Here is a 2,653-nt window from a genome sequence, read left to right as displayed (position 1 = left end):
CATGTCATTTTTTTTCACATTCATACCTCGCAAACTTTAAATTTTAATTATAAATTCATTTATTTTTTGTGCTAAAGCATCGAAGTTTTCCACTTTTAACGATACATATACTTTAATTTTTGGTTCTGTCCCTGAAGGTCTTAATGCAATGAAACCTTCAGGGAAATGTATCTTAATAACGTTAGCTTTCGGCAACATGATTGATCGTTTAGTATTTTCAACCATATCTATACTTTGCTGCTTCTGAAAATCCTCAACAACTAATACATTTAAATTAGCTATCGATTTTGGTGGATTATTTCTCATATTAGTCATAATCATATCAATTTTAGTTTTACCACTTTCACCTTCAAATGTATGCGCAAAGAGTTTATCTTGATGATGACCGACTTCTTTGTAAATAGCTTTTAGTTCATCTTTTAACATTAAACCTTCATTTTTTAATTCTGAAGCATACTTAATAATTAACGGGACAATTTGAATTGCATCTTTATCTCTTACAAATGGCTTAGCTAAAAAGCCATAACTTTCCTCATAACCTAAAATAAAATTATCTTCAGAATTTAAATTACGTATGCCTTCAGCAATATATTTAAATCCCGTTAAAACTTCTTGGCATTTGATATTATATTTTGTAGCCATCATTTTACTTAATCCGCTACTCACTATAGATTGGAATATTACTCTATTATTTAAATGCTCAGTTTGCCTTATTCTATAAGATAATAATAATGCCCCAATTTGATTCCCATTAAAGTAATAGATGTTACCTTTTATGTCTCTTTCAACAATACCTATCCGGTCTGCGTCTGGATCTGTTGATATTAATAAATCTGCTTCTAGTTCATTAGCTTTTTTTATTGCTTGCTTAAATGCTTGATGGTCTTCAGGATTAGCACTTTCAACAGAACTAAAATTTGGATCGGGGCTACACTGTTCATCAACCAATGTATAATTTTTAAAGTCTAGTGATGTTAATAATTCTGGTACTGTTGGAACACTTGTGCCATGTAAACTCGTAAATACAACTTTCAAATCTGAATTAGGTATTTCTCCTACTAATTCATATACTTCTTCGAAATATTTTTCTTAAATCTTATCCTCAACCTTATAAATATTATCTTGAATTTCAATGGAATTTATATTGATATTTAACGTTAGAGGATCACCTGATTTATTAATATATTCACTTAATATCTCAGACGATTCTGTACCTAATTGTGCTCCATCTTTTCCATAAACTTTCACTCCATTATAATCTTTAGGATTATGACTCGCAGTTATCATAACCCCTGCGCTTGTTTGTAAATACCTAACAGCATAAGATAAATCAGGTGTTGTTTTGTATGTGTCTGCTAAAAATACTTTGATTTTATGACTCGCTAAAATCTCTGCAATAATTTGAGCAAACTCTGTAGATAAATGTCTCGTATCATAGTGAATCACTATTGAAGGATCACGTTCATATTCATTTAAATAATTTGCTAGTCCTAAAGCCACTTTTTGAATAGTAAATTTATTTAAGCGACCTTCTCCTAATCCAAATTTCCCTCTAATACCTGCAGTCCCAAATGATAGCTGATTATTATAACCTTCATTTTTCTCTTCTAATGATTGATTTTCATAAAAATATTTTACAAGACTACTTTCTAAAACATTTTCCCATTTCGTTTTCATATTTTTCCCCTGTTTATAATTTAATAGATTTTAAAAATGTTTTGATATCCTCAGTCATTTCATCATTATTTAATGCAAATTGGATAGTTGTTTTGACGAATCCTAATTTCTCTCCAACATCATAACGATCACCATCAAAATCATAAGCATAAACACAATTATCACTATTTAAATGTTCAATAGCATCAGTTAATTGAATTTCGCCTCCTGCACCAATTTCTTGATTTTCTAGATAATTAAAGATTTCAGGAGTTAATATATAACGACCCATAATAGCTAAATTTGAAGGTGCAGTTCCCGGTTTAGGTTTTTCTACAAATTTATTAACACTATACAATCGTCCATTAGAATCTATGGGATCTATGATTCCATACCGATGCGTTTCTTTTTCGTTAACTGTTTGCACCCCAATTACTGATTTATTAGTACTTTCATATTGTTCCATCAATTGTTTTATAGCTGGTGTCGTTGATTCAACAATGTCATCGCCTAATAAGACAGCAAATGGCTCATCACCTATAAATTGCTTCGCAGTCCAAATCGCGTGTCCTAATCCCTTTTGTTCTTTTTGTCTTACATAAAACATATTAGCTAAATTGCTAGAATAATTGACTTTATCAAGCAGTTCATTTTTCCCACTTGATTCTAATACCATTTCTAATTCTTTTTGGTTATCAAAATGATCCTCAATAGCTCTTTTATGTTTCCCAGTTACAATAATAATATCTTCAATACCTGCCGCAACTGCTTCCTCTACGATATATTGAATAGTAGGCTTATCTAAAATAGGTAACATTTCTTTTGGCATTGCCTTTGTTGCTGGCAAAAACCGAGTACCTAGCCCAGCAGCTGGAATAATTGCTTTTTTTATTTTCATTATATATCTCCCCCAATATGACTTTATATATTTGAGTATTTATATTCACTATCTCTATAAAAGCTTTGTTATTATCTATATTTCTTTTATTATTAATTT

At 30.3% G+C, this 2,653-nt stretch carries 1 protein-coding gene and 1 pseudogene; both read right to left on the bottom strand.

Features of this window, described 5'->3' with window-relative positions; all coding sequences use genetic code 11:
- Positions 1-36 precede the first annotated feature (36 nt).
- A pseudogene (locus tag RPL90_RS00590) lies at positions 37-1,677 on the bottom strand (phospho-sugar mutase).
- Between the two features lie 13 nt (positions 1,678-1,690).
- The gene (gene galU, locus RPL90_RS00585) at positions 1,691-2,554 is read right to left on the bottom strand and encodes a UTP--glucose-1-phosphate uridylyltransferase GalU (RefSeq protein ID WP_313541407.1); all 864 of its coding nucleotides are present in this window, start codon (positions 2,552-2,554) and stop codon (positions 1,691-1,693) included.
- Positions 2,555-2,653: the final 99 nt, after the last annotated feature.

This window comes from Staphylococcus kloosii (assembly GCF_032139365.1).
GTDB lineage: Bacteria > Bacillota > Bacilli > Staphylococcales > Staphylococcaceae > Staphylococcus > Staphylococcus kloosii_A.
The sequence above is the reverse complement of the archived record's forward strand: the minus strand, read 5'-3'. Positions and strand labels throughout refer to the sequence as shown.